This is a genomic window from Gordonia jinhuaensis (genome assembly GCF_014639795.1).
Taxonomy (GTDB): Bacteria; Actinomycetota; Actinomycetes; order Mycobacteriales; family Mycobacteriaceae; genus Gordonia_B; species Gordonia_B jinhuaensis.
Map to the genome: position 1 here is coordinate 129,584 of NZ_BMGC01000007.1, position 21,346 is coordinate 150,929.

Here is a 21,346-nt window from a genome sequence, read left to right on the forward strand (position 1 = left end):
ACGGGAGCCGGATTCGCTCTCGACGCCGGCGAGACGATCGGCGCAGGACTCGCCCCCGAGGACGCCCTCGTCGCGCTGTCCGTGCGGGCACGCAGCCGTGGACTGCCCGGACCCGCGGCCGTCATCGGCGACTGGTTCGGCCACACGGCGATCATCGCGCCGAGCATCGAGATCATCGGCGGCACAAGCCTGCTGGACCGCGGCGGGGTCTTCTCCTTCGGCTGGTGGTCGTTCCCCGACCGGGTGGCGCAGTCGCAGCTGCCACCCGTCGGTGCGGGTGCCACCGAGGGTGTGCTCGCCTGTCGAGACGGCGTGTGGGTCTATCACCACGTCGGCGGCGCGCCATGCCCGGAGTGGGTTCGGCAGAGTGTGCTCGGTGATCGCCCCCGAACCGGCACCGAGAGCTGGTCGGCAACCTGGCACGCCCCCGAGCGCGCACCTCATCTCGAGGCGATCATCGCGTGTAAGGAGGCGATCGCCGCGGGCGAGATCTACCAGGCGTGTGTGTGCACGCGGTTCGACGGGCGGCTCGACGGGTCCGCCGTCGGCTTCTTCGCCGATGGCGTCCACAGTCACCGGCCACGCAAAGCCGCGTTCCTGCACGGCGATTGGGGATCGATAGCCTCGTTCTCGCCGGAGACCTATCTGCGCACACGGGGCCGAAGGGTCACATCGAGCCCGATCAAGGGGACCCTCCCCCGCACTGCCGATCCGGCGCTGCTGCGCAGCTCGGCCAAAGATGTCGCCGAGAACATCATGATCGTCGACCTCGTGCGCAACGACCTCGGACGTGTGGCCGTCACCGGATCGGTTGCCGTCACTGAACTGCTGGCTGTGCATCCGGCACCCGGTGTATGGCATCTGGTGTCGACCGTCTCGGCGCGGCTACGCGACGACGTGTCGTGCGCCGACCTCCTCGAGGCCTCCTTCCCACCGGCATCGGTGACGGGAACACCGAAGCTGCGCGCACGAGAATTGTTGCGCCAGTGGGAAACAAACCCTCGCGGCGTGTACTGCGGCGCCATCGGCATGCGCACGCCCGGCGGCGACATCGACCTCAACGTCGCGATCCGGACCGTCGCCGTGACACCGGATGGCCGCGCGACACTCGGTGTCGGCGGCGGCATCACGATCGGCTCGGATCCGGAGCTGGAATGGCAGGAATGCCTCGACAAGGCCGCCGCCACGATCGATCTCACCCCGCTCGGCGCATGAGCACCGGCAGCCCACAAGCCGCAGTCGCACCTTCTGCCGGTGAACTCGTCAGCGCAACAGTGAAGCTGGCGAGGTCCTTCGGCGTGCGTTGCGACGATCCGACGGTTCTACGCGACCGGGCAAACCTCATCGTCCACCTCGCGCCGGCGCCGGTTGTCGCACGTATCCCCTTCCAGCTGAACCGCTTTCGTGATGACGTCCTCGGCGGACAGCGCATCGAGGTGGCGGTGACGGGCCACTTGGCGGCCCACGGTCTCCCGGTCATCGCGCCATTGCGCGACATCGCGCCCGGACCTCATACCGTCCTGGATCGGCATGTCACCTTCTGGCCGTATGTCGCCAAACTCGACGAGCGTCCCGAACCCACCGCTGTCCGTGACTCTCTGACCGCGATCCATCGCGCGTTGAGCACACTGTCGATCGACCTCACCGGCCGAGGGCCCGCACGCGACATCATCGGCGCGCTGGGCCGGATCCCTCTCAGCGCCCCGCGCCAGGCCGCGATCCGCGCCGAACTCGACTCTCTGCTCGAAGTCCTCGCATCCGCACCGACGCAACCGCTGCACGGCGACCCGCACACCGGCAACGTGTACCTGACCGCGATGGGCCTGCGCTGGACGGATTTCGAAGACATCTGGTGCGGACCGGTCGAATGGGATGAGGCGTGCCTGATGACCGGCCGCACCCCGTTGCGGCCGGCACCCCGCCACGACCGTCACCCCGAGGTCCTCTCGGCATGTCTGTCGCTTCGCCGCCTGCAGGCCGATATGTGGTCGGCATGCACCGGCTGAGTTCCCCGACACACCCGTGACACCGGATGGTCGGGCGTCACTCCCGCGACGCGAGCACCGCCTGGTAGAGCTCCCGCTTGGACACCCCGGACTCCTCGGCCACCTGCGCGCAGGCGTCCTTGAGGCGCATTCCCTCGTCGACGAGTTCCCCGACCCGGTCGACGAGATCCTCCGGCTCGTCGGTGGCCACATCAGTCGCGCCCTCGATGACCACGGTGATCTCCCCGCGCACACCGTCGGCGGCCCAGTCGGCGAGTTCGGCGAGACCCCCGCGCCGAACCTCCTCGTAGGTTTTCGTCAGCTCACGGCACACCGCGGCTCGCCGGTCGGCGCCGAGCACGTCGGCTGCGTCGGCCAGCGTCGAGGCGAGCCGGTGCGGCGATTCGAAGAAGGCGACTGTGCGCGGCTCGGCGACCAGTGTCTGCAACCACCGTTTACGCGCTCCCGGTTTGCGCGGGGCGAAGCCATCGAAACAGAACCGCTCCACCGGCAGTCCCGAGACCGCGAGCGCGGTGGTCACCGCCGACGGGCCCGGCAAGCAGGTGACCGTCAACCCCGCAGCCGCGGCCGCCGCGACGAGCCGGTACCCGGGGTCGCTGACCGACGGCATTCCCGCGTCGGTCACCACGAGCACGGTCGCACCGTCGCGGATCTCCTCGACGAGTGCCGGCGTACGAGCGGCCTCCACATGGTCGTAGTAGCTCACGACACGCCCGCCGATCTCCACGCCGAGTGCCGAGGCGAGTGCCCGGGTGCGGCGGGTGTCCTCGGCGGCCACGATGTCGGCCTGCGCCAACGCGGCCCGCAGCCGGGGTGAGGCGTCGTCGGTCTGGCCCATCGGGGTCGCTGCGAGAACCAGTCGACCGGCGGATTCGTCGGTGCTCATCACACCTCAGCCTACGATTGTCCGCGTGACCCTCGCCTCGACACTCATCGCGCGTCCGCGCCCCGACCGCACCGATGAGCTCCTCGACACCCCGGGTTACGTCGAAGACCTGGGTGTTTCCCCCGCGCCGGTGGTCCCCAGACCGCCCTTCGGCGCCACCGATCGCCGACGCGGACTGATCGTCGGCGTGGTGATCGTGGTGATCGCGGCACTGACCCGGTTCTGGGATCTCAACCATCCGACCGACAAGGGCACGCCGGTCTTCGACGAGAAGCATTACGTGCCGCAGGCGTGGCAGGTGCTCACCGGCGGCAACTGGATCGAGGACAATCCCGGATACGGGCTGGTGGTCCACCCGCCGGTGGGCAAGTGGATGATCGCCATCGGCGAGTGGATGTTCGGCTACGACCCGATGGGCTGGCGTTTCATGTCGGCGGTGGTCGGCGTGGCGATGGTCCTCATCATCTACCGGATGACCCGTCGGCTCACACGCTCGACGATGATCGGCGCGGTCGCCGGGCTGTTCGCGATCTGCGATGGCGTGCTGTTCGTGCAGTCCCGGATGGGCATGCTCGACATCTTCCAGATCTTCTTCCTGCTCGCGGCGATCGCGGCCATCGTCGTGGACCGCGATCAGATGCGCGAGCGGATGTACAACGTGTGGCTCGACGGCCGGATGAACGACTCCCCACTCGGCCCGCGACTCGGCTTCCGGTGGTGGCGATTCACCGCGGGCGTGCTGGTGGGATTGGGACTGGCCACCAAATGGTCGGGCATCTACTTCGCGCTGTTCTACCTGCTGCTCTCGCTGGGACTCGACGTGGCCACCCGCAAGTCCTTCCACGTGACGCGGCCGTGGCGCGGCACCCTGTTCCGTGATGCGCTGCCGTCGTTCCTGTCCATCGCGGTGCTGCCGGTGGTCATCTACTTCGTCTCGTTCACCCCGTGGTTCGCCAGCGAGACCTCGGTCTACCGGCACGCCGTGGGGCAGCAGGTGGGTACCGGCGGCACCTGGTCGTGGGTGCCCGACGCGTGGCGGTCGCTCTGGTACTACGAGTCGGGCGTGTTGAACTTCCACGAGACGCTCACCAATTCCGCGGGCTATCACCATCCGTGGGAGTCGAAGCCATGGACGTGGCCGATGGGTCTGCGCCCGATGCTCTACGCGGTGTCCAACGGCCCCGACATGTGCGGCGGTCAGGAGTGCGTGCGCATCCAGATGCTGATCGGCTCACCGGCGATGTGGTGGGTGAGCCTGCCGATGCTCCTGTGGGGCACCTGGCGGTGGCTGGTGCACCGCGACTGGCGCTATGCGGTGGTGCTCACCGGCTACGCGGCGAGCTTCCTGCCGTGGTTCGCCAACCTCGACCGGCAGATGTACTTCTTCTACGCGACCGCCATGGCGCCGTTCCTGGTGATGGGCCTGGCGCTGTGCGTATCCGATGTGATCGGCACCCGCGACGCCGGCCCACGACGCAGCGAACGCCGCATGCTCGGGGTGATCGTGGCCGCGATCTACGTCGCTCTGGTGGTGGCCAACTTCGTGTGGCTGTGGCCCATCCTCACCGGGGCGCCGATCTCACCGACGATGTGGAACCAGGAGATCTGGTTGCCCAGCTGGCGCTGAGAACCCCGGCGCCGCATGGTGTGCGCTCACAGCGCCTTGTCGAGCAGCTCCCTGATCGCCGCGTCGTCGAGGCCGAGATCGCGCGCCTGCGCCACGAACTGCACCGCGAGTGCACCGGCCCGCTGGCGCGCCGAGTCGGCCTGGGCCTTGATGAACGACCCGTGACGGCCACGGGTCTCGATGACCCCCTCGGCCTCGAGTTCGCGGTAGGCCTTGGCGACGGTGTTCGCGGCCAGGCCGAGCTGGGCGGCCAGGGCTCGTACCGTGGGAATCCGACTACCGGCCAGGATCTCGCCGCGCGCGATCAGATCGAGGACGCCCGCGCGGAGCTGTTCGAAGGGCGGCACCGGCGATGACGGGTCGATCCGCACGTCGAGGGAGATCTGCTCACTCACAGCGCATCCCGAGCCACCGGACACGACATGCACCGCGGACCGCCGCGACCAGAACCCAGCTCACTGCCCGCGATGGTGAGCACTTCGATCCCCGAGTCGCGTAACCGTCTGTTGGTCTCGACGTTGCGGTCATAGGCCACCACCACACCCGGCGCGATGGCCAGCGTGTTGTTCCCGTCATCCCACTGCTCGCGTTCGGCGGTGATCGCGTCCAGTGTCCCGGTGTCGATCACGCGCAGCTTCTCCAACCCCATCGCCTCGGCGGCGGCCGCCACGAACGGGGTCGGACCCGAGATGGTCGCGTGCGCGCCGTCACTGCGCAATGTGTACGCCGACAACGTGTCCGCGACGGCGGGATACATCACCAGCGCATCGACGTCGACCATGGTGCACACGGTGTCCAGATGCATCGACGCTCGGCGCTGCTCGATCGGCACCACCAGCACGGTGTGGGCCAGCTCATCTTCGAAGAGACTGCGCGCCAAGGCTTCTGCACCGGCCGGGGTGGTGCGCTCCCCCACCCCGACGGCCACCACACCCGGCGCGAGCAGCAGCACATCGCCGCCCTCGACCGGGGCGGTCCGCGACTCATACGCCCGTCGCGCACCACGGAAGCGCGGGTGATGTGCGTAGATCAGGTCGGTGAGCGACGTCTCGCGGGTGCGTGCGGCCAGCGCCAGTGAGGTGATGGCGAACCGCCCGCCGATCCAGAACGACGAGTCGCGGGTGAACAGCAGGTTGGGCAGCGGCGAGATCGCGAATTCGATCCCGTTGTGCATCCGTCGCACCAGCGATGCGCGGGCGGCCGAGGGCGTCTCGGGCAACTCGTCGAAGGTGACACCGGCGGTCAGCACGGTCGCCAGCTCGGCCGGTGGCAGTCCCCGCAGATACACCGCGACCTCGTCGGCGAGGTGGCGACCGAGCTGACGTTCGCTGACCGCCGCACTGATGCCCTGCATGCGCGCGGCACCGCTGATGTCGAAGGTTTCGGCGAGCAGATCGCCGAGCAGCAGCACCTCCACCCCATGCGACCGGAGCAGTCCTGCGAACGCGTCGTGTTCCTCCTGCGCCCTGTCGACCCAGGGAATTCCGTCGAACAGCAGCTGGTCGGAATTACGCGGTGTGAGGCGGCGGAGTTCGTCGCCGGGACGATGCAACATCACCGTGCGCAGCCGGCCGACCTCGGAGTCGGCGCCGAAACGGGGTTGTGCTGGCGTGTCGGGCACGGTCATCAGACCACGGTAGGTGATGGCGGCCGCTTCGTCGGTGTGACCACACCGACACCGGGCGCTATTCCCCGAGGACACCGCGACGCACGCGCGGAGGTGCCACCTACGCTGGGTCGATGACCACGAGCACCTCGCGCACCGTGGGGATCGACCTGGCCGCCGCACCCGAACGCACCGCGGCCGCGGTGCTGGAGTGGTCGCCCGAGTGCGCCCGCGTGGTGGCACTCGCCCTGCCCGCCGACGATGCGACACTGCGCGAGGTGTGCGCCGGCGCCGACCGGATCGGGGTGGATGCGCCGATCGGCTGGCCGTCGGCATTCGTCGACTTCGTCACCGCCCATCGCGCGCACCGGACCCCGCCGGGGCTCGGCCTCGACCAGCGCGGCGCCCGCAGGCCACTGACCCTGCGTGTCACCGACGACTATGTCGCACGCACGACCGGGCTGACCCCGCTGAGCGTCTCGGCCGACCTCATCGCCAACGTCGCCTTCCGCGCCGCCGGGTTGCTCGCTGATCTGGGCGTCGACGATCGCGTGAACGGGCGCGCAGTCGAGGCCTACCCGGCTGCGGCACTGCACCATTGGGGATTGGCCCACCGCCGCTACAAGGGGGCCGCCAATGCGGTGGCGCTCGCGGAGCTGGTGTCCGCGCTGGAACGCGCCGCACCGTGGCTCGACCTCGGCGAGCATCGAGCGCTGTGCACCCGGCGCGACGACGCCTTCGACGCGGTCATCACCGCGATGATCGCCCGGGCCGCCCAGCTGGACGCCACGGTGTCACCACCGCCCGATCTCGACCGCTCGGTGATCGCCGACGAGGGATGGATCCACATCCCGCGGTGCACACTCGCCGACCTCGTCGGAACCGACACCTGATCGCAACCGATACCTGGTCGCGGCCGATCAGGGTGGGCGAGAACCTGTTCGGGCGATCAATCGACCGCCGGCGGTCAGTCCGATGCGTCGAGCAGTCGCCGCCGGATGGTGTCGGTGCGGGCGGCATCGGCAAGGGTCGCCGCGAGTGCCGCCGCGCCGTCGAGCATCGCCTTCTCGGCGGCCGCTGTGAGCGTTGCCGCGGCGAAGGCCGGTTGATGGTTCACCGCGGGCAGGGAGTCGATGCCGATGTAGGGGTGGATCGCGGCGATCACCTGGGACACGTTGCCCATGTCGGTCGACGCTCGACTCATGGTGTTGTCGGGCGAATCACCGAACTCACGGCCCAGTGCGGTCGCGTTGGCCTCATACCGACAGAGCAGGTCCTCGTCGGTGCGGAACTCCGCATACGGCTTGCTCTCCGGGGTCACCACGAGCTCGGCGCCGGTGGCCAGCGCACCGGCCTCGAAGCACCGCATCACCCGCGGCTCCACCTGCGCGAGTTCGGCGAGCGTCTCGGCGCGCACATACCAGCGCCCCTCGGTGTGTTCGGGGATGGAGTTGGGCGCTTCGCCGCCCCGGGTCATCATGCCGTGTACACGTACCGAATGCGGAAGCTGTTGGCGCAGCAGGCCGATCGCCACCTGCGCGATGGTGAACGCATCGGCGGCGTTGACACCGCGTTCGGGGAATGCCGCGGCGTGCGCACTCTTGCCGTGATAGTCGATGCGGCTGTGGGACACCGCGAACGGCCGTGCGCGAGCCACATCGGCCGGACCGGGATGCACCATCGCCGCGGCGTGCACACCATCGAAGACGCCACGTTCGAGCATCTCGATCTTGCCGCCGCCGCCCTCTTCGGCGGGGGTTCCGAACACCACGAGGCGGATGCCGAGCTCGTCGACCAGCGGCGCGAGTGCAGTGGCGGCGCCGACCGCCATCGCCGAGATCAGGTTGTGTCCACAGGCGTGTCCGAGGCCGGGCAATGCATCGTATTCGGCGCAGATCCCCAGGGTCAGTTCACCGGATCCGACGGTTGCGGTGAACGCCGTCTCGAGACCCGCGACCGCCGGAGTGATCTCGAAACCGCTGTCGGACAACGCCTCGGCGACCCGAGCCGACGATCTGATCTCCTCCCACGCCACCTCGGGGTGATCGTAGAGATCATGCGACAGCGCGATCAGCCGATCGGCGTCGGCGACCACCGACTGCTGCATGCTCTCGACGTCTGTGTTGTTCGCCGACACGATCATTCGTCTCCCGGAACCCCGTAGGAGGGTGCGGATGTGGGATCCACACCGCGCACCCGATAGTCGTTCTTCTGCGGCGCCCACACCGCCCACAGCGCGTGAAGGTCGGCGATCGGGTCGTCACTGAAGTCCACGCGCAGATCGGTGACCGGCCACGACACATCCTCCACCACAGCCAGTCCCGCCGAGTGCACCGGTCCCGCCTCACCACCGGCCTCGATGGCCGCGTCGAGACCGGCGAGCAGCCGGGCCTCGAAGGTCGACTCCTCGCTGCGGCGGTAACCCGTGATGAGGGCGTCGATCACCGCCTTGTCGCGCAACATGTTCCCCGCCGCCACGGCGTGCGGCACCTGTGCGGAGGTGAAGATCCCCAGCGCGTTGCCGCCGGAGTGCACCGCTGTCGCGCCCTGCGGGTCGACCACCAGCACCTGCCGGTAGTCGGGGAACTGCTCATTCGACAGTGCCGTGGTCAGGGCGGTCTGCGCGTCGACTCCCGTCGCCAGCGCGTCGAGCGTCAATTCGCCCAGCGCCGGGTTGGTCACATTCTGCGACGAGACACCGCCGACTCCGGCTCGCAGATGAGTACAGCGCGATGCCACAGCCGGACTCGACGAGCACACCACCATCCCGAAGGCACCGGTCGACTCATCATGTGCGACAAGCGAGAAGGTCACGCCGTCTCACCTGCCGAAGCCTGGGACACGACTGCGGTGGCATCGATCTCGACAAGCCACTCCGGGCGGGCGAGCGCCTCGACCACCAGTCCGGTGGACACCGGGTAGACACCCTTGAGCCAGCGGCCCATCACCCGGTAGACGGTTTCGCGGTAGCGGATGTCGGTGAGGTAGACGGTGACCTTGACGATGTCGGCCAGCGAACTCCCCGCCTCGTCGAGCAGCATGGCGATATTGCTCATCGCCTTCTCGGCCTGGGCTTCCACGTCGCCGATACCCACCGACTCACGGGTCTCGAGATCCTGACCGATCTGCCCACGCAGGTACACCACGCCGCCGGCGACGACGGCCTGACACAGGTCGTTGTCGAGATTCTGCTCAGGGTAGGTGTCGCGGGTGTTGAACGGGCGGATGCGCGTATGTGTGGCGCTCGCTGCGATGTCGGTCATGATGCCTCCTGTACTGGTCGGGCCGCGGCGTGCCCGGCGAGATCTGCGCCGCGGCTGGGTTCGGCACCGCGGCTCGGTTCGGCGCCGCGGCTGGGTTCGGCACCGCGGCTCGGTTCGGCGCCGCGGCTCGGTTCGGCGCCGCGGATGAGTTCAGCGGCGCGTTCGGCCACCGCCATGATGGTTCCCACCGGGTTCACCGAGGTGAGCGTGGGGAGTACCGACGCGTCGACCACCCGCAACCCTTGCACACCACGCACCTGCAAGTATGAGTCCAGCACCGCCATCGGATCGTGATCGCCACCCATGCGGCAGGTTCCCGACACGTGATAGACGGTCTGATGCGTTGCCCGCAGGGCTTCGGACAATTGTGCGTCGCTCGTTCGCTGCGGACCCGGGAAGACCTCGCGGACAATCCATTCCGACATCGGCGACTGCGCAGCGATGCGCCGCGCGAGCCGCACACCGGCGACGAGCGCCTGCTCGTCGATCCCGTCGGGGTCGGTGAAGTAGCCGTAGTCGATCACCGGCCTGGCCGCGGGGTCCGCCGACGAGATACGCACACGCCCCCGGCTGCGGGGTTTGGCGACGTTGGGGGCGATCGAGATGATCTTCTCGGGCATCTCCACGCCGTATGCCACCGCATGATCGGCCACCGGCTCCACCGGGAAGTGCATCAGGACATCCGGCCGGGCCGCTGAGTCGTCCGACAACCGGACGGCCGCCCCGGCGTCCCAGCCGGTGGCGCAGGTGGTCGGCACGTCGCGGTCGGTCTCCCACACGATGAGACCTTCCGCGTGATCCATCAGGTTCTCCCCCACCCCCGGTGAGTCCACGCGGACATCCACACCGGTGGCACCGAGCACCTCGGCCGGACCGATTCCCGACAGCTGCAACAGCTTCGGGGAGTCGATGGCCCCCGCGCACACGATCACCTCACGCCGCGCGCGGTGCTCGAACACGGTCCCGTCGACGCTGACGGTCTGTACCCCGACAGCCCGAGGTCCGACACCACCGGTGTCGGTGTCGGTGTCGGTGTCGGCGTCGGCGTCGGCGTCGGCGTCGGCGTCGGCGTCGGCGTCGGCGAACAGGATTCTGGTCGCCACCTCTCCGTGTGCGACGGTCAGGTTGGCGCGGGTGCGCACCGCCTCGTGCAGATAGTGCACCGACGTGGAGGACCGGAGATTCGTCTCCGGGGTGTAGCCGATCTCGAAGAATCCGGCACCCTCACCGGTGGCCGCGAAATCCGGGTCGCTGTTCCAGGCCTGTCGCGCAGGCAGATCCAGCGCCTGACGTGCCGCGCTGACCACATCGGCGACGTAGGGATTGCGGTCGGCCGGCGCCACGGGGGTGATCGGAGTGGCGAGCTTGTCGAAGCATCGCGACAGGGTCGCCGTATCCCAGCCCGTGACCCCGAACTCCGCCCACTCGTCGATGTCGGCGGGTAGCGGACGCCAGGTGATCATCGTGTTGGCCGTGGAGCAACCGCCGAGGATCTGCATGCGCGCCTGACGGATCGCAGAGTTCCCGCGCAGCTGCGGCACCGACCGGTAGTCGAGGTCGTATTCGCTCTCGACCATCTCCGCCCACCGCCGGATCGACCGCGCGCGTTGTTCGGTCTCGTCGGAGGGGCCCGGTTCGATGACCTTGACCGTGACGTCGGGGTCTTCTGAGAGTCGGGCGGCGACGATGCACCCGGCCGTACCGCCGCCGATCACCAGATAGTCCGCGGTCATGCCGCCACCGGGGTGTCGCTCTCCAATGCTGTTGCCTTGCCGGTGATCTTCACCAGGAAGTAGTACAGCGGGCAGATCACCACGAGGCCGACGATCCAGGAGATGTCCACTCCGTCCATCGACTTCGCGGCCGGACCGGTGAACATCGTGGTCGACAGGAACGGGATCTGCACCGCGATACCGATGAAGTAGCAGGCGATCGCGTTCCAGTTGAATCGGCCGTAGTGGCCGCCGTCGCGGGCGAACAGCGATTCGATGTGGTACTCGCCGTGACGAAGCAGGTAGTAGTCCACCAGATTGACTGCGGTCCAGGGGATCAGAACGCACAGCAGCACCGACAGGAAGTTCTCGTAGTTCGACAGGAAGTCGTCGGCCGAGATCAGCGCCGGGACCAGCGCGATGGCGAACAGCACGATGGACACGACCGCGCGACCGAGGGCCTGCGGCTTCCACTTCGGGAACAGCGTCTGTCCCACGGTGATCGTCGAGAGCGCGCCGCAGTACAGATTCATCGCGTTGGTGGCGGTGATGCCGATGGCGAAGATCGCGAAGACGCCGGTCGAGATGCCGTGCAGCAGAGAGCCCATGCCGTCGAGCGTGTCGGCCTTGGGCAACGCCGAACCGACCAGCGCACCGAGCAGCATCGGCAGCACCGAACCGATCACGCATCCGGAGTAGGTCCCCCAGAATGCCGCTCGGACACCGGTGTCACGCGGCATGTAGCGGGTGTAATCGGAAACATACGGGGCGTAGGCGATCTGCCACAGTGCGGCAACCGAGACGGTGGACATGAAGCCGGCCCACGCGAACGATCCGCCCGACCAGGTGCCCGACGGGGTTCCGTGGACGGCAAGTATCCAGATGAACGACAGCAACAGCGCGCCACCGGCCACCACCGACAGGATCGCGGTGACGGTGTGGATGAGTCGATAGCCGACGATGGTCGCCACGACGCTGATCACGCCGATGATGACGATGCTGGTCGAGGTCGACAGTCCGGTCGCATTGCCCAGCGCCTGTCCGCCCAGCACGAGGTTCGAGGCGAAGAAGCCGAGGTACATGAAAATCACCAGCACCACCACGAGCAGGCTGCCGTAGGAGCCGAACTGGGCGCGGGTCTGCAGCATCTGCGGCACACCCATCTGCGGACCCTGCGCCGCGTGCAGCGCCATGACGGTCCCACCGACGATGTTGCCGATGAGGATCGCAATCACCGCAGCCCAGATCGGCAGCCCGAACAGCGCCGTCGACAGGGCGCCGGTGGTGATGGTCAGCAGCATGATGTTGGAGCCGAACCACACGGTGAACAGGTCGCGAGCGCGACCGTGTCGCTCGTCGAGCGGCACATGGTCGATGGTCCGCTTCTCCACCGTGCGTACCGCGCTGTCGGCAGCATTCTCAGGCCGGTCCGGGCCGTTGGGGTTCTGGTCGACGGACGCATCCGACGGTGGCGTCGAAGTCGGTGTGCTCATGGCGGGAGCTCTTTCGGCAGAAGTGACGGGATCGGGCGTCGTCGCTGGCCGCCCCGATAAAACCCAGTATCGAAAGCACCGCTAGAAAAATAAATCACAAAGATCCGGCGAACAGCATCAATAATTCAGATGCACCGGTGTGACCTGCGCCTCGTAATACCCACGTAACCTCACCGCAGCGCAGATTGCCCGGCTCACACCGGTCGCGCCCCCATCGTCAGTGCTGCGTAGCGACGTCGGCAGAGCTCCTTGAACGCCTTGGCTCTGTTGGTCAGGCGCACCCCGGAGATCTGCACGATCACCACCTCGATCGAAGATGCGTAATCCGTCAGTTCGATGATCACCGTCTCGCGACCGTCGTAGGTCATCGAGGTGGCCGGGCGCTGATTGAGGATGGAGAAGCCGTGGCCGTGTGCCACCAGCGACCGCACGGTCTCGAAGCCGGCGCTGCGGAAACGGATCTCAGGAGTGAAACCCGCGCGTCTGGGCATCGACAGGAAGTACTCGCGGCTGTGCGGCAGGTCGAGCAGCACCATCGGATCACCGGCGAATTCCGAGAGGGAGACCTCACGGCGGCCTTCCTTGACCAGTCGATGATCTGCACCCACCAGCGCATACGGACGCACCAGGGCCAACGGCTGATAGTCGATGTCCTCGTCCCGGTCGAAGCCGTACATGAGCGCCAGCTCGCAGCGACCGTCGCGCAGCAGTTGCGGCATCTGGTCGTGGGCACCCTCGACCACATTCATCCGGACCTGCGGATGCGAGGCCTCGAACTCCGAGAGCAACGTGGGCAGACCGAACGGCGCGATCGTGGTGAAGCAGGCGATGGTCAGCTCGCCCACCAGCGCGTTCCCCTGACGGCTCGCCGACTCGGCCAGCTCGGCCGACTGCGACAGGAAGCTCCGCAGATCCTGCCGAAACGTCTGGCCCGCCGGGGTCAATGTCAGGCCGCGGGCGTGATGGCGGATCAGCAACTGGACACCCAGATCCTTCTCGAGCTGCCCGATCGCGGTGGAGATCGCCGACTGCGACACCATCAGCGCCTTGGCCGCCGCGGTCATACTGCCGAAGTCAGCAGCCGCGGCGAAGTAGCGCAGCTGCACGAGCGTGAACGGCGGCGCGGGATTCTGGCGGGCGAAGGACGAGGTCATATCTAAAATTCTGATGCAATTGATCGAAAAGTTCGAGTTTGCTTTCACTGCGTTGTAACCTGCGGACGGCCGGAGCTGGGCCACCATGAACCCATGAGCACCATCCCCGACGCGCCGATCGACTGGCACGCGCGAGCCCGCAGCATCAAGTTCCCCCATCTGGCGTTCATCGACGGCGCCGCGGTGGCCGCCCGTTCCGGGGAGACCTTCGCCTCGGTCAATCCCGCGACCGGCGATGTGCTCGCCGAGGTCGCCTCCTGTGATGCCGCCGATGTGGATGCCGCCGTTGCCGCCGCGCGGCGTGCCTTCCCGGGCTGGTCTGCCACCAGCGCCTTCGACCGAGGCCGTATCTTGTGTCGGCTCGCCGACCTGATCGAGCGAGACGTGGAGGAATTGGCACTGCTGGAGTCGCTGGACTCGGGTAAGCCCGTTGCCGATGCGCTCGGCGGTGACGTTCCCGGCACCGCGGCGGTGTTCCGCTACTACGGCGAGGCCATCGACAAGATTCCCGGCGAGCTGCCACCCACGGCCGACGGCTCGATCGCACTGGTGACGCGTGAGCCGCTGGGCGTCGTCGGCGCGGTGGTCCCGTGGAACTTTCCGCTCGACATCGCCGGGTGGAAGGTGGCGCCGGCACTGGCCGCCGGCAACACAGTGGTGCTCAAACCCGCCGAGGAGACACCGTTCACGGCGTTGAAGCTCGCTGAACTCGCCTGCGAGGCAGGCCTTCCCGACGGTGTGCTCAACGTGGTGCCCGGATTGGGGCACACCGCCGGACAAGCGCTGGGCCGCCACCCCGACGTCGACTGTGTGGCCTTCACCGGGTCCACCGAGGTGGGCAAGATGTTCCTCTCGTACTCCGGCGAGTCGAATATGAAGCAGATCTGGCTCGAATGCGGCGGCAAGAGCCCCAACGTGGTGTTCGCCGATGCCGATCTCGATGCCGCCGCACAGAAGGCGGCATTCGGGATCTTCGCCAATCAGGGCGAGATCTGCTCGGCCAACAGCCGACTGCTCGTGCAGCGATCAGTACTCGACGAGTTCCTCGAGCTGTTATGCAGCGCCGCAGCCGATTACGCCCCCGGCGATCCACTCGACCCGGGATCAGGCGCAGGCGCGCTGGTATCAGACAAGCATATGACGCGGGTACTGGAGTACATCGACATCGCTCGCAAAGAGGGCCGTATCTTCCTGGGCGGCAACCGAATCGGAGACGTCGGCTGCTTCGTGGAGCCCACCGTGGTCGTCGACACTGGTCGCGATGCCCGCGTGGTGCGCGAGGAGATCTTCGGCCCCGTACTGGTCGTGCTGGCCTTCGACACCGAGGAGGAGGCAATCGAGATCGCCAACGACACCGAATTCGGGCTCGCCGCCTCGGTGTGGACCACTGACATCAATCGCGCTCTGCGCATGTCGAAGTCGTTGCGCGCAGGCACCGTGTCGATCAACACCGTCGATGCCTTGTCGCCCGGCACCCCGTTCGGCGGATTCGGCGCGTCGGGATTCGGCTCGGATCTGTCGCTGCGCGCGCTCGACAAGTTCACCGGGTCCAAGACCACCTGGATCAGCGTCTCCGGGACGGCCTCGTGAGCGGCGATGGGCGCACCGGGGTCGATGGTCTCGGTGTTGGGTGTGCCGCTGTGAACGGAGCGGCTGTTGAGGGTGCAGCGGTTGACGGTGCTGGTGTTGCCGAGCTCATCGTCGCCGGCGGCATCATCAGGACTATGAATTCCGCTGTGCCGGTGACTGATTCCGTCGCCATTGCTGATGGTCGGATCATCGCACTCGGCGAGGACGACGTGTCGAGTGTGCGTGGCGAGCACACCGAGGTCCTCGATCTCGGCGGTGCCACGATGCTCCCCGGATTCGTCGACGCCCACATCCATCCGGTGATGGGTGGTCTGCGTCGGGTGCAATGCGACCTGTCCGAACTCCACGATCTGTGTGCCTACCGCGACCGCATCTCCGACTATGCCGCCACCCATCCCGAGGCGCCGTGGGTGCTGGGCGGTGGCTGGTACGGCGACGTGTTCGACGGCGGCTTCCCCGACCGGCGCGAGCTCGACTCGCTGGTCCCCGACCGCCCGGCAGCCCTGGGAAGCCATGACGGACATGGCGTCTGGGTCAACTCAGCAGCGCTCGCCGCAGCTGGAATCACCGACGAGACACCCGATCCACCCGGTGGACACATCCTGCGCGACGCCGAGGGCGTGGCCACCGGCATGCTGGTCGAAAGCGCCGCCGACCTGGTGTATGACGTGATCCCACCGGTGGAGCCCGGCGAAGTGCGCGCCGCCCTGCTCGACGCGCAGAGCTACCTGCATTCCCTGGGTGTGGTGGCCTGGCAGGACGCCGCGGTGGGTGAAGCGCTCGGCCTGCCCGACTGCTACGACCTGTACTGCGAACTCGCCGAATCCGGTGCGCTCACCGCACGTGTGACCGGCGATCTGTGGTGGTATCCCGATCGCGATCTCGACCAGATCGAATCGATGACCAAGCGTCGAGACGCGTTGTCCGACAACGGACTGACCTTCAGCGCGACCGCAGTCAAGATCATCCAGGACGGTGTGTGCGAGAACTTCACCGCCGCGCTGACCCGTTCCTATCATCAGCATCCGCACGAGCACGGGATGAGTTTCATCGAGCCGCAGCAGCTGCGGCGAGTGGTCGCCGCACTCGACACAGCCGGATTCGACGTCCATCTGCATGCCGTGGGTGATCGCGCGGTCCGCGAGTCCCTCGACGCGTTCAGTGACACCGCCAACGCCGACGATCGTCGTCACCAGATCGCGCACATCGATCTGATCACCCCCGAGGACGTCGCCCGGATGCGTGACACCGGTGTCATCGCCAACATCCAGCCTCTGTGGGCACGTGAGGATCCCGTACTGGTGGAGACGAAGCTGCCCTTTCTCGACGAGGACCACCAGAATTGGCACTTCGCCTTCGGCTCACTGGCCGAGGCGGGCGTTCCCTTGGCGATGGGTTCGGACTGGCCGGTCTCGAGCCCCGACCCACTGTGGGGCGTTCACACCGCGGTCAACCGCACGGCGCCCGCCGGGGATCCGCACGCTCAAGACGAGCATTCGCAGACGGTGCCACTGCTCGCCGAACAGGGCATCGACATCGACGCCGCACTGCACGCCTACACGATCGGCGCCGCGCGCGCTGCACGTCTCGACGAGTTCTGCGGCTCCATCGAGGTCGGCAAGGACGCATCACTGGTAGTGCTGGACGCTGATCCGATGACCGCCGACCCCCGCCACCTCAGCGACATCCGCGTGAGAGAGGTCTTCGTGCGCGGAGTTCGGGTGTAGTCGCGGAACTGGTCGCGCGGATGGGACTGGCCCGCCGCAGAACTGGCTGCGTCTGTGGGCACCCGCCGCAGAACTGGTTGCGTCTGTACAAACGCAACCACTTCTCACAGACGCAACCAGTGCAAAGGATGCGTTCACAAGAACTGGCTGCGTCTGTAACACCCGCCACAGAACTGGTTGCGTCTGTGGTCACCCGCCGCAGAACTGGCTGCGTCCGTACAAACGCAACCACTCCTCACAAACGCAACCAGTGCAAAGGATGCGTTCACAAGAACTGGCTGCGCGAACACAAACGCAACCAGTTCACCGGCCCGGCACCCATCCGCGCAACCAGGTCACGACGCGACACCATACAACCGCAACCACTTCACCGGCGGCGTGAGTAGAGCGCGTCGGCAACCGACGCCTTGGCGAGCTCGTCGGCAATCCAGTCGGACTGTTCGTCGGCGAGGGCGGCGAAGGTGACGCGAACGTGATCCTCACGCGGCTCGTCGACGCGGAAGGGGCCGCCGGGGGCGACCTTGATCCCCGCAGCGGCCAGCGACACCAACGCCGCCGATTCGTCGCGCACCGGCAGCCACAGGTTGATGCCGTCGGCGGGCGCCAGGTCGACACCACGGTCAGCAAGCGCTGCGATGAGGCGCGCCGATCGGGAACGATAGGTATCCCGAGCGGCCTCCACCGCAGACAACGACCCCTCGTCGGAGAGCATCACCAACAGCAGACGCTGCAGCAACCGACTCGTCCACCCCGGCCCGAGCATCCGGCGGTCGACCACCGGATCGAGCACGCGTTCGGGACCGCCCACCATCGACAGGCGCAAATCGGCACCGTGAGACTTCGAATACGACCGGACATGCACCACCTGGTCGGGCAGATAGGTCGCCAACGTCAGATCCGGTGAGCTCGACACGGGCCCGGCATGATCGTCCTCCACCAGCAGCACCTGTGAGCCGACCAGTACGTCGGCGAGCGCACGCACCCGCTCGGCACACATCGACGCACCGGTCGGGTTGTGAGCACGTGGCTGTATCACCAGCATCGCCGGCCGCGAATCTGCCACGGCCGCAGCAACGTCGGCAGGAATCGCACCGAATCTGTCGACGCCGACGCCCACGGCCTTGGCGCCGAGTCGGCTGACCAGGTCGATGAACGGCGGGAAGCCTGGGTCCTCGAGCAACACCCGGTCACCGAAGCGGACCCACTCGCGCATCAGCCGGTCGACCGCGTCGACGGCCCCGTCCATCACGACCATCCGCTCGAAGCGTGCCGGAAATGACTGTCGCATCAAGCCTTCCAGCTCCGCCACCGTGGGCTCCCCCAGATAATCCGAGGCGAGAACGGTGTCCGACATCCGCGCCAATGCGGGTGTCACCGGCGGCAACAGCTCGGGATCGGGAGTACCGCGCGAGAGATCCACCCGGAACGCCCCGCGGTCACCGCTGTGCAGACGCCAATACCGCGCCGAGGGCGCACTCCCCCGCTCGTCAGGCACGTCGGCGACGAATGTCCCCGCCCGTCCGCGCGAGACGATCGCGCCCGTCGCTGCCAACGCCTGCCACGCCTGACTGACCGTCGCAGCCGAGACCTTCAGCTCACGCGCGACGGTACGAACGGTCGGCAACCGATCGCCGGGCATGAGGTCGCCGGTCCCGATCCTCCGGGTGATCGCAGCGGCAATCCCGACAGCGTTGCGTTCGGATGGCGCCAAATCCATTCGCACAGCCTGTTGTTCGCGCGGTGGTTCAGCCACGTCACCGATTGTGCTGGTCACGAGGTCCGCGGGACACCACCAATCGAAGTGTTTACTCGCCGGTAACTGTTTCTGCGAACTTGTAACACAACGGGAATGTTTCACAGGGCAGTATCACAAGAGCGAATTCGAATAATTCTCCCGATAACAACAACAGATGGGATGTGACCCATGACGATCGTGCGAGCAGCACTCGCCCAGGCCGCCTGGACCGGCGACCGTGAGTCCATGATCAAAGCCCACATCGAATACACCCGCGAGGCCGCGGCTCAGGGAGCGCAGATCATCGGCTTCCAGGAGATCTTCGACGGTCCCTACTTCTGCCAGCAGCAGGATGCCAAGTTCTACGACTTCGCCGAGTCTGTCCCTGGACCCACCACCGACGTATTCTGCGATCTGGCAAAAGAACTCAACATCGTCATCGTGCTCCCGCTGTTCGAGAAGGAGCAGGACGGCTTCCTCTACAACTGCGCTGTGGTGATCGACGCAGACGGCACACTGCTCGGCAAGTACCGCAAACACCACATCCCCCACGTCAACGGGTTCTGGGAGAAGTTCTACTTCCGCCCCGGCAACCTCGGCTGGCCGGTCTTCGACACCGCCGTGGGCAAGGTGGGCGTGTACATCTGCTACGACCGTCACTTTCCCGAAGGCTGGCGCGCGCTCGGACTGGCCGGGGCCCAGATCGTCTACAACCCCTCGGCGACCAGTCGCGGCACCTCGGCGTACCTGTGGAAGCTCGAGCAGCCGGCGGCGGCGGTGGCCAATGAGTACTTCATCGCCGCGATCAACCGGGTCGGCGTCGAATCCGAATACGGTGACGACGACTTCTACGGCACAAGCTATTTCGTGGATCCCGAAGGCAAGTTCGTGGGCGACGTGGCGTCGGACACCGAACCGGAGGTGCTGGTGCGCGACCTCGATCTCGACCTCATCAAGGAGGTTCGCGACCGGTGGGCGTTCTACCGCGACCGTCGTCCCGACGCCTACGCACCGCTGACGGCGCCCTGATCTGTGGCGCGGCAGCGACCAGTCGCCGCCCACCCGGCCCAGACCTCACCTGACCAGCCCACCCTGACAAGGACTTCCACTGTGGCAACGACTTTCATCCACGGCGGCACCGTCGTCTCCTCCACCGGACGCCAACTTCTCGACGTGCTGATCGACGACCAAAAAATCGTCGCCGTCCTCGAACCCGGTTCGACCACGCTCGGCGCGGACCTCGCATCGACCGCCGACACCGTCATCGACGCGACCGGGCGATATGTGATCCCCGGCGGAATCGACGGACACACCCACATGGAGATGCCGTTCGGCGGCACCACCGCGTCGGACACCTTCGAGACCGGCACCCGCGCGGCCGCGTGGGGCGGCACCACCACCATCGTCGACTTCGTGGTGCAGAACCCGGGGATGCGCCTGCAGGACACCGTCGCCGCATGGCATGACAAGGCGTCGGGCAACTGCGCCGTCGACTACGGCTTCCACCAGATCATCGGTGGTGTCGACGACGACAGCCTCAAGGGGATGGCCGAACTGGTCAACGAGGGCATCACCAGCTTCAAGCTGTTCATGGCCTACCCGGGGGTCTTCTACTCGACCGACGGGCAGATCCTGCGGGCTTTCCAGGAGGGTGCAGAACTCGGTGCGTTGATGATGATGCATGCCGAGAACGGCAGCGCCATCGACGTCCTCGTCGAGCAGGCGATCGCCCGCGGTGACACCGCCCCGTACTTCCACGGCACCAGCCGGGCCTGGCAGATGGAAGAGGAGGCCACCCACCGCGCCATCATGCTCGCCCACCTCACCAAGGCGCCGCTCTACATCGTGCACGTCTCGGCCAAACAGGCGATGCAACAGGTGGTGACCGCACGCGACAACGGCCAGAACGTGTTTGCCGAGACCTGCCCCCAGTATCTGTACCTCTCACTCGAGGAACAGTTGGGCGCACCGGTGTTCGAGGGCGCCAAGTGGGTGTGCTCGACACCACTGCGCTCGCGTGCCGAGGGCCACCAGGACGAGCTGTGGAAGTACATCCGCACCGGCGACGTGACCACGGTGGCGACCGACCACTGCCCGTTCTGCATGAAGGACCAGAAGGAGATGGGGATCGGCGATTTCAGCAAGATCCCCAACGGGATCGGCTCGGTGGAGCACCGCATGGATCTGATGTTCCAGGGCGTCAAAGACGGGCGGCTGTCGCTGGAACGCTGGGTCGACGTCTGCGCCACCACACCCGCCCGCATGTTCGGGATGTATCCGCGCAAGGGCATCATCACCGCGGGGGCCGATGCGGATGTGGTCATCTACGATCCCAACGGCCACACCAGCATCGGGCTGGGCAAGACCCACCACATGAACATGGACTACTCGGCGTGGGAAGGCTACGAGATCGACGGTCATGTCGACACGGTGATCTCACGCGGCACGGTCATCATCGACGACGGCGAGTACCGCGGCACCAAGGGACACGGACAGTTCATCAAACGCGGGCTGAGCCAGAACCTCATCTGAGCCAGAACGTGACCC

Annotated in this window: 18 protein-coding genes; 8 read left to right on the forward strand and 10 right to left on the reverse strand. The window is 67.0% G+C overall.

Features of this window, described 5'->3' with window-relative positions:
• The first annotated feature begins 36 nt into the window (after positions 1-36).
• Together IEW22_RS07405 and IEW22_RS07410 are read left to right on the forward strand one after the other, a co-directional pair.
• Positions 37-1,215 carry an aminodeoxychorismate synthase component I gene (locus IEW22_RS07405; RefSeq protein ID WP_188585999.1) on the forward strand — a complete coding sequence of 393 codons (1,179 nt, stop codon included), beginning with the start codon at positions 37-39 and terminating at the stop codon, positions 1,213-1,215.
• A complete protein-coding gene (locus IEW22_RS07410; RefSeq protein ID WP_188585962.1) occupies positions 1,212-2,006 on the forward strand; it encodes a phosphotransferase in 795 nt (264 codons plus the stop codon). The genes IEW22_RS07405 and IEW22_RS07410 overlap by 4 nt, the downstream gene beginning before the upstream one ends.
• 37 nt (positions 2,007-2,043) lie before the next feature.
• On the opposite strand, the gene rsmI is transcribed toward IEW22_RS07410, so the two are convergent.
• Entirely contained in the window at positions 2,044-2,892 is an 849-nt protein-coding gene (gene rsmI / locus IEW22_RS07415) for a 16S rRNA (cytidine(1402)-2'-O)-methyltransferase (RefSeq protein WP_188585963.1), read from the reverse strand.
• Positions 2,893-3,001: 109 nt separating this feature from the next.
• On the opposite strand from rsmI, the gene IEW22_RS07420 reads away from it, so the two are divergent.
• Positions 3,002-4,519, forward strand: coding sequence for a dolichyl-phosphate-mannose--protein mannosyltransferase (locus IEW22_RS07420; RefSeq protein ID WP_229742283.1), 1,518 nt, complete (start codon positions 3,002-3,004; stop codon positions 4,517-4,519).
• A gap of 26 nt (positions 4,520-4,545) precedes the next feature.
• On the opposite strand, the gene IEW22_RS07425 is transcribed toward IEW22_RS07420, so the two are convergent.
• Positions 4,546-4,914, reverse strand: coding sequence for a GntR family transcriptional regulator (locus tag IEW22_RS07425; protein WP_188585964.1), 369 nt, complete (start codon positions 4,912-4,914; stop codon positions 4,546-4,548).
• Positions 4,911-6,146 (reverse strand): arginine deiminase, encoded by a 1,236-nt coding sequence (arcA, locus tag IEW22_RS07430; protein ID WP_188585965.1) that lies wholly within the window; start codon positions 6,144-6,146, stop codon positions 4,911-4,913. The genes IEW22_RS07425 and arcA overlap by 4 nt, the downstream gene beginning before the upstream one ends.
• Positions 6,147-6,259: 113 nt before the next feature.
• Between arcA and IEW22_RS07435 the strand changes: the two genes are divergently transcribed.
• Positions 6,260-7,018, forward strand: a complete 759-nt coding sequence (locus tag IEW22_RS07435) for a DUF429 domain-containing protein (protein WP_188585966.1) — start codon at positions 6,260-6,262, stop codon at positions 7,016-7,018.
• A gap of 74 nt (positions 7,019-7,092) precedes the next feature.
• Here IEW22_RS07435 and IEW22_RS07440 read toward each other — a convergent pair whose 3' ends face one another.
• The 6 genes from IEW22_RS07440 to IEW22_RS07465 all read right to left on the reverse strand — a co-directional run bounded on the left by IEW22_RS07440 (position 7,093) and on the right by IEW22_RS07465 (position 13,747).
• On the reverse strand, positions 7,093-8,232 hold the full coding sequence (locus IEW22_RS07440) for a M20 family metallopeptidase (protein ID WP_188586001.1): 1,140 nt from the start codon (positions 8,230-8,232) through the stop codon (positions 7,093-7,095).
• 32 nt (positions 8,233-8,264) lie between these two features.
• On the reverse strand, positions 8,265-8,939 hold the full coding sequence (locus IEW22_RS07445; RefSeq protein ID WP_188585967.1) for a DUF1028 domain-containing protein: 675 nt from the start codon (positions 8,937-8,939) through the stop codon (positions 8,265-8,267).
• Positions 8,936-9,388, reverse strand: a complete 453-nt coding sequence (locus tag IEW22_RS07450) for a RidA family protein (protein WP_188585968.1) — start codon at positions 9,386-9,388, stop codon at positions 8,936-8,938. The genes IEW22_RS07445 and IEW22_RS07450 overlap by 4 nt, the downstream gene beginning before the upstream one ends.
• On the reverse strand, positions 9,385-11,121 hold the full coding sequence (locus tag IEW22_RS07455; protein ID WP_188585969.1) for a GMC family oxidoreductase: 1,737 nt from the start codon (positions 11,119-11,121) through the stop codon (positions 9,385-9,387). Before IEW22_RS07455 ends, IEW22_RS07450 begins: the two co-directional genes overlap by 4 nt.
• Positions 11,118-12,593 (reverse strand): purine-cytosine permease family protein, encoded by a 1,476-nt coding sequence (locus IEW22_RS07460; RefSeq protein ID WP_188585970.1) that lies wholly within the window; start codon positions 12,591-12,593, stop codon positions 11,118-11,120. Before IEW22_RS07460 ends, IEW22_RS07455 begins: the two co-directional genes overlap by 4 nt.
• Positions 12,594-12,787: 194 nt before the next feature.
• Positions 12,788-13,747, reverse strand: a complete 960-nt coding sequence (locus tag IEW22_RS07465) for a LysR family transcriptional regulator (RefSeq protein ID WP_188585971.1) — start codon at positions 13,745-13,747, stop codon at positions 12,788-12,790.
• A 93-nt stretch (positions 13,748-13,840) separates the two neighbouring features.
• On the opposite strand from IEW22_RS07465, the gene IEW22_RS07470 reads away from it, so the two are divergent.
• The gene (locus tag IEW22_RS07470; protein ID WP_188585972.1) at positions 13,841-15,337 is read left to right on the forward strand and encodes an aldehyde dehydrogenase family protein; all 1,497 of its coding nucleotides are present in this window, start codon (positions 13,841-13,843) and stop codon (positions 15,335-15,337) included.
• A 152-nt stretch (positions 15,338-15,489) separates the two neighbouring features.
• On the forward strand, positions 15,490-17,064 hold the full coding sequence (locus IEW22_RS07475; RefSeq protein WP_229742271.1) for an amidohydrolase: 1,575 nt from the start codon (positions 15,490-15,492) through the stop codon (positions 17,062-17,064).
• Positions 17,065-17,431: 367 nt separating this feature from the next.
• Here the strand turns inward: IEW22_RS07475 and IEW22_RS07480 are convergent, their stop codons facing one another.
• Positions 17,432-18,781, reverse strand: a complete 1,350-nt coding sequence (locus tag IEW22_RS07480; RefSeq protein WP_188585974.1) for an aminotransferase-like domain-containing protein — start codon at positions 18,779-18,781, stop codon at positions 17,432-17,434.
• Between the two features lie 207 nt (positions 18,782-18,988).
• On the opposite strand from IEW22_RS07480, the gene IEW22_RS07485 reads away from it, so the two are divergent.
• Positions 18,989-19,828 carry a nitrilase-related carbon-nitrogen hydrolase gene (locus IEW22_RS07485; protein WP_188585975.1) on the forward strand — a complete coding sequence of 280 codons (840 nt, stop codon included), beginning with the start codon at positions 18,989-18,991 and terminating at the stop codon, positions 19,826-19,828.
• 81 nt (positions 19,829-19,909) lie between these two features.
• Positions 19,910-21,331 (forward strand): dihydropyrimidinase, encoded by a 1,422-nt coding sequence (gene hydA, locus IEW22_RS07490; protein WP_188585976.1) that lies wholly within the window; start codon positions 19,910-19,912, stop codon positions 21,329-21,331.
• Positions 21,332-21,346 lie beyond the last annotated feature (15 nt).